Origin of the sequence: Clostridium sp., from assembly GCF_017888565.1 — a bacterium.
GTDB lineage: Bacteria > Bacillota > Clostridia > Clostridiales > Clostridiaceae > Clostridium.
The window spans coordinates 1-5,757 of record NZ_JAGHFX010000076.1 but is presented as its reverse complement, the minus strand read 5'-3'; the positions used below and the strand labels follow the sequence as shown (position 1 = coordinate 5,757).

The window sequence follows — 5,757 nt, the reverse complement described above, 5'->3', positions numbered from 1 at the left end:
GAATTAAGAATATAGGAGATCAAATTGATAATATAGGATATAATATAAGAAAAGTGATGGGATTTGAACCAGAGTTTGTAGCAGATGGAGTTAGAATAGGTGATATAAAAGACATAGGTAAATTAGATTATATTGATACACCTCCTTTAAATGATATTCAAAAGAACTATAATAAAATTGTTAATGGTGGAGATGGTATAGAGGGGGTAAGTAAAGCTGATTTAGAAGTTAAACCATTTAATGAAGCAGGTAAACTAAAACCTAATATTAAGTATAAAGCAGGAGAATATGATTATTTATATGAAACTGATGATATGGGAAGGATAAGTAAGTTTGAAACGGATAACTTACAATTGACGAATAGAGAGAGTAGGCTTCCTCATAATCCTGATACACCTGGGAAATTGGAGGGAGACCATGCAGGGCATTTAGCTGGTGATAGGTTTGGAGGTTCACCAGAATTGGATAACTTGGTTTCGCAGGCTTCCAATGTTAATCTAAGTCAATATAAGAAGATAGAAAATGAATGGGCTACAGCTATTAAAGAAGGAAAGCAGGTAAAAGTGAATGTTGAAATTAAATATGATGGAGATGGTTTGAGACCATCAGAATTTAATGTGCAGTATGAAATAGATGGTAAATATTTTGAGAGAGATATATTAAATTAGTTAGGAGATTAATGTAATGAGTAAGGTGTTTGAAGATTATTTCAGTGAATTACAGGCTGATATGGTATCTATATGTTTGGAATATGTAGATAACCGTGCAGAAAAAATATATATTTACGGTTCTTTTGAAGAAGGGGTCGTATCCAGTGATTATTTTTATAATATTAATGGAAAGGTATTAGAACGTCATAAATTAAATGATGCTCTAATAAATACAGAAAAAAAATATGATACATCTGTTGAGAGACAAAAAGGCGTAATTAAAATTTTAAATACTGATATAAAGAGCATGCTGAAATTATGCAAAGAATATCAAAGAGAAATGCCTACAGAAATAAAGTTAGTTTATGATGTATCAAAAAATAATCTTAGAGTAGAATATGAATATGATTTAGTTTATTCGAATGATCCAGTTAAGACTGCTGATGATATTGCTATGGAGTGGTTTGAAAAAATTAAATTGGAAAATAGTAAATAGTATAAGATAAATTATGAATTTTTATAGTTGAACTAACTGCATAAAAAATAGTAATAGCAGAATATAGTTAAATCAATAATAGTAAGAAAATTTAGTACTGCATAACTTAAGTAATGCAGTTAGTAGTGGGTAAAGTGGGGAAGAGTGGCAGATAAAATTGAAAAGCAATTTATAGTTGATAAAGCTGAAAATTACGTTCTAAAATCTTTACCACTTAAGCCCCTTTCAACCTAAAGTACAAGAAAATATCGTTGTAACTGAAATGTCGATACTACAATAGTGTCGATATTTTTTTACATTCAATTAGAGTGAGAGTAAGGGGGAGATGAAAATCTAAATAGTAGATAATCTAATTTACGGAATGATGAAGAATAAAATTGAATACATTTTACTAATTATGGAAATTGATGAGGTAGCATGATAAAATAGTGGCAAGGGTTGAAAATACTCAATTCTACCACTAAAGATAAAAAGACAGACTCTTCCCCAAGGAGGAGACTAATGCTGTTGAAAAAGTAAAGTATGGAGATCAATATACCAAATTAAATAGTAAAAAAATTTTAAAATCAAATGTTGAATATGTTACAGAAGAAGGTTTAAATATGTCACAGATTCAAGCGGTAGAATTTCTACTGTTGAGGTAAGTCTTGATGCAGGTAAGGCTAAGAGTGACTCTTAAGATCAAAGAACCGTTGGAAAAGATAATGGTAAAATAGATATTGATGATGGGGTATTTAATAGCAAGTATATTTAAAAGTTCTGGTAATTTAGATAATTCAGTACCAATAGATGCTACATTAAAGTGAGATAAATGGGGATTAATAGAAAATTAGTGAGCTAAAGCTGTAGATAATGGAAAAACAGTGGATGTAAAAATAGAGCCTATATAGTGGGACATCACAGATACCTATATCATTTGAAGTAGAATATAAGATTGCAATGGAAAATGGATTCAAGAAATATTTAAGAACTAAAGGAGTATGGGTAAATATGATTAAGGAAAGCAATTTAACTAAATATTATAGTCAAATAGAAGAAAAGTTAGATGAAATGATACCATGTCATTAGAATAAAATTGTGCTATATGGAGAAGAAATTGGAGCTGTAAGTTCTGCAAGTTTTTACTTTTTTACTAGTGATTCTAAGGTTCATCATAGTGGAAATATTCCAGAAGAATATAATGTAAGTAGGAAAATATTTAAGGTACTTCTAATAGAACTTTTAGAAAGTAATAAAAATTTATGGTTAGAATTTAAAGAAGCAGATGAACCTACAGGGTGTTTATTTATTTTTGAGTTAGATAGTGATTGGAGATTTAGAATTAAATATGGATATGAGAGAAATAGTGAAAGTGGAAGGTTAGAAAGAGAAATAAGATGGGTATATGATGAATTAGGAATAATACCAGAAGATGAATATGAGAGAGGATTGTTAGAAGAATATTTAAAAGAACAAGGAAAAAACTTATAGGATATAATGCATAATAAAATAATTAATAAACTGTATAAAAGAATAATAATATTAAATTATAGTTAAATCAATATAAGTAAGAAAAGTTAGTACTGCATAAATTAAATAATTCAGAGAAAGAAGATAAAAAGGTTAATGTTTCAGTAATTGGAGTATTAATCTTTTTTATAGGGAAATATTTATAAAAGCTAATATAACTAGGATAAAAACTATCTTAAGCTGATAAGCAAGGAATTTTTAGTTTTATAAGATAACTGTATAATAGTTATATATGATAAAGTACATAAATTTATTATAAAAAAACTTAATAAATGCATAAAAACATATATAGTAAATTAGTTGAAAAAATGTATTTAAAAATAACAATATAAAAATATATACAAAATACTTAATGGTGTATATAATATATGTATTATATTGATTACATACAACAGTGATTTATGGAGGTGTGAATGAAAAAATATAATAAGTATTTAGTAGTTTTTATGGTATTTTTTATTATTAGTTTATTTGAAATCACTTATAATGTTAATGCAAGTAATAATTTTGAAGGGTGGTATAAAGATACTAAACCAAGATATACATATAGTGGTTCAAATATATTTAATAAAAATGATATTAATGGATCTGACATAATGAAGAAGGTCAAGACGTCATATACATATGAATCAAGGATGCCTAAAATAAAAGATTCAATATATGTGCAAAAGCTAATGTATGATGTAAACAATTCTGGACGATATTGGAGTAATTATACATATAGCGAAGAGACTCCTGATGGATCAATTGGATATACAACATGGTATGATAGTCCCAATGGATTGGTGCTTGATTACCTTTCTACATTTATAGGAGGAAATACAACTCCAATTGTTTCTTCAGAAATGATATCTTATGATATAAAAAAGGATATTATTGATTGGAATAATATACAGTATAAGAATCCAAATAGGGCATATATTGCATCAACAGCGGCTGAAGCAAAATTGGCTGATGCAAAATCAGCTTCAGCATTAAGTAGAACAGATTCAAATAGAAATTATCCTATATATTTAAATGATGGGGAGAATATTGATTCGGATGTAAAACATGAGTTGCAGGAAAAGAATATAAAGGATTTATACATAATGGGTGGGTATGTAAGATTTAAGACTACTGCAGGGTTAAGTGAAGGGTTTAATATAATTAGAGCAGGAGGATTGAATACTCAAAAGACTTATGAGTATATGTCTAATTTACCACTAATAATGAATGATCCACAGCACTATAAACCTAATTCAGAAGGGATAGTTATAGAGGGGGATTTAGGCTCTAAATTCCAAAGTGTTTATGATGAGTTAAAAATATTAAAAAACTCAAGAGATATTAATGTATTAATTAAACTAGCTGATAAACTTTTAGGAGAAATTAACTTGGGTAAAGAACCTAGTAAATCAGATAAGCCTTCATTAGTTTTAGGGGTTAATGTTGCTGGTTTTGAAACCTATTGGATGGTATATTACTCAAAAATTCAAGAGGGGTATGTATATCAATTTATATTACCGGGATACTATGAAAAGTATCAACCTATTCCTGAGACATTAACCCTAAATGGCTCTAATTATTATAAAAATTATAATGACTATTGGTTTAAACCTAATTCTGAAATAAATATAACTACAAATGCATATATGTCAAGTATATCTAAAAATTATCCCGATACAATGAGTTTACTATTAAATTCTTCAGAATATAATGTTAAAGCTGATATGGCAATAGTTAATGATGAATTCAAAAATAACTTTAAATTAATAGGTATTAATAGAGCTATTAAAAGTGAATCAAATAATAGAAATTATATATCAGCCATACATACATTTTCAGCTATAAATGATGGGACAAACTATTCACTTAAATTCACTAGTAAATTAGATAATTATACAGCTCCTATTATTGATACTGGAAAAACTATAAAAATAGATGGGAAAGCACCTGAAATTAATGGAAGTATTAGCGAGGGCTGGATTAATAAAGATGTAACTAAAAATTTATCTGCTTCAGATGGAAAAGGAAGTGGTTTAAAATCACTAAAAATATATGATAAAAATAATAAATTAATTGATTCTGGAGTGGATTCATTATTTTTATACATAAGTGATGAAGGAATACACAATTATGAGGTAAAAGCGTATGATAATGTTGGAAACTTTTCCACTAACATTTTTACTGTAAAAATAGATAAAACTCCACCAGTAATAAGTGGAAATGATATAAATGAGGTTTATGATTGGACAAAAAATGATGTTGTAATTAGTCAAAATGCTACTGACGTTAATGGAAGTGGAATTAAATTAATAGAATTATACGATAGTAAAAATAAAAAATTATCAGCTGGGATAAGTTCTTTAAAATACACAGTAAGTATAGAAGGAGAAACTGAATATATAGTAAAAGCGTATGATAATGCTGGAAATATTTCCACTAAGAATTTAATAGTAAGAATAGATAAAACTCCACCTAAAATCGAAGGAACAGATATAAATAACATTTATGGTTGGACAAAAGAAAATATAATAATTAATCAGTCTGCGGACGATAATGGAAGTGGGTTAAGATCAATAAAACTATATGACGATAAAAGTACAGAAATAGCAAATGATCAATATTCTTTGTGGTTTTATATAGAATATGAAGGTATAAATAATTACACAGTAAAGGCATATGATAATGTAGGAAATGTTTCAACTAAAGATATAACTGTAAAAATAGATAAAACTCCTCCAATTGGACAAGTAACTTATGATTATAATGAGAATACTTTTGTATTGGATATGAGTGTTTCTAATATAATAGAAAAAGGTAGTGGTGTAGATAAAATTTGGGCTGAATTTTATCCTGAATATGAAGAAGAGAAAAAAGTAACTCAAGATCTTATTAATACTAATAATGTTTATAAAGTAAAGAGAAACTTATTTGAATTATTTCCAGATAGTATAGAACAAATTGAGGTAGTAATAAAAGCTAGAGATAAAGTCGGGAATGAAGGTGAACTTTTCAGACAAGTATTTGATCCATTTAAAATAGAAGCCACAATAACTAGAGATTGGGAGCCATATCAATCAATATTCCAAGAAGGAGAATTAGGAGTAGTTAGGGTTAAAT

Annotated in this window: 5 protein-coding genes; all 5 read left to right on the top strand. The window is 27.7% G+C overall.

Annotated features, from left to right (window positions below; translation table 11 throughout):
- Positions 1-668 (top strand): DNA/RNA non-specific endonuclease (locus J7M87_RS14800; protein ID WP_291652021.1); only part of this gene is annotated, 668 nt, incomplete at its 5' end.
- 16 nt (positions 669-684) lie between these two features.
- A complete protein-coding gene (locus tag J7M87_RS14795) occupies positions 685-1,146 on the top strand; it encodes a hypothetical protein (RefSeq protein WP_291652018.1) in 462 nt (153 codons plus the stop codon).
- 939 nt (positions 1,147-2,085) lie between these two features.
- Positions 2,086-2,214, top strand: coding sequence for a hypothetical protein (locus J7M87_RS14790; RefSeq protein ID WP_291652016.1), 129 nt, complete (start codon positions 2,086-2,088; stop codon positions 2,212-2,214).
- A 9-nt stretch (positions 2,215-2,223) separates the two neighbouring features.
- Positions 2,224-2,616, top strand: a complete 393-nt coding sequence (locus tag J7M87_RS14785; RefSeq protein ID WP_291652014.1) for an immunity protein YezG family protein — start codon at positions 2,224-2,226, stop codon at positions 2,614-2,616.
- A 452-nt stretch (positions 2,617-3,068) separates the two neighbouring features.
- Positions 3,069-5,757, top strand: a 2,689-nt coding sequence (locus tag J7M87_RS14780; RefSeq protein ID WP_291652012.1) for a hypothetical protein, incomplete at its 3' end; no start/stop codon positions are given.

Bases quoted from the DNA above. Each gene is read 5' to 3' on its own strand.
- J7M87_RS14795 (WP_291652018.1), top strand. From the start codon at position 685: ATGAGTAAGGTGTTTGAAGATTATTTCAGTGAATTACAGGCTGATATG.
- J7M87_RS14790 (WP_291652016.1), top strand. From the start codon at position 2,086: ATGGAAAATGGATTCAAGAAATATTTAAGAACTAAAGGAGTATGGGTA.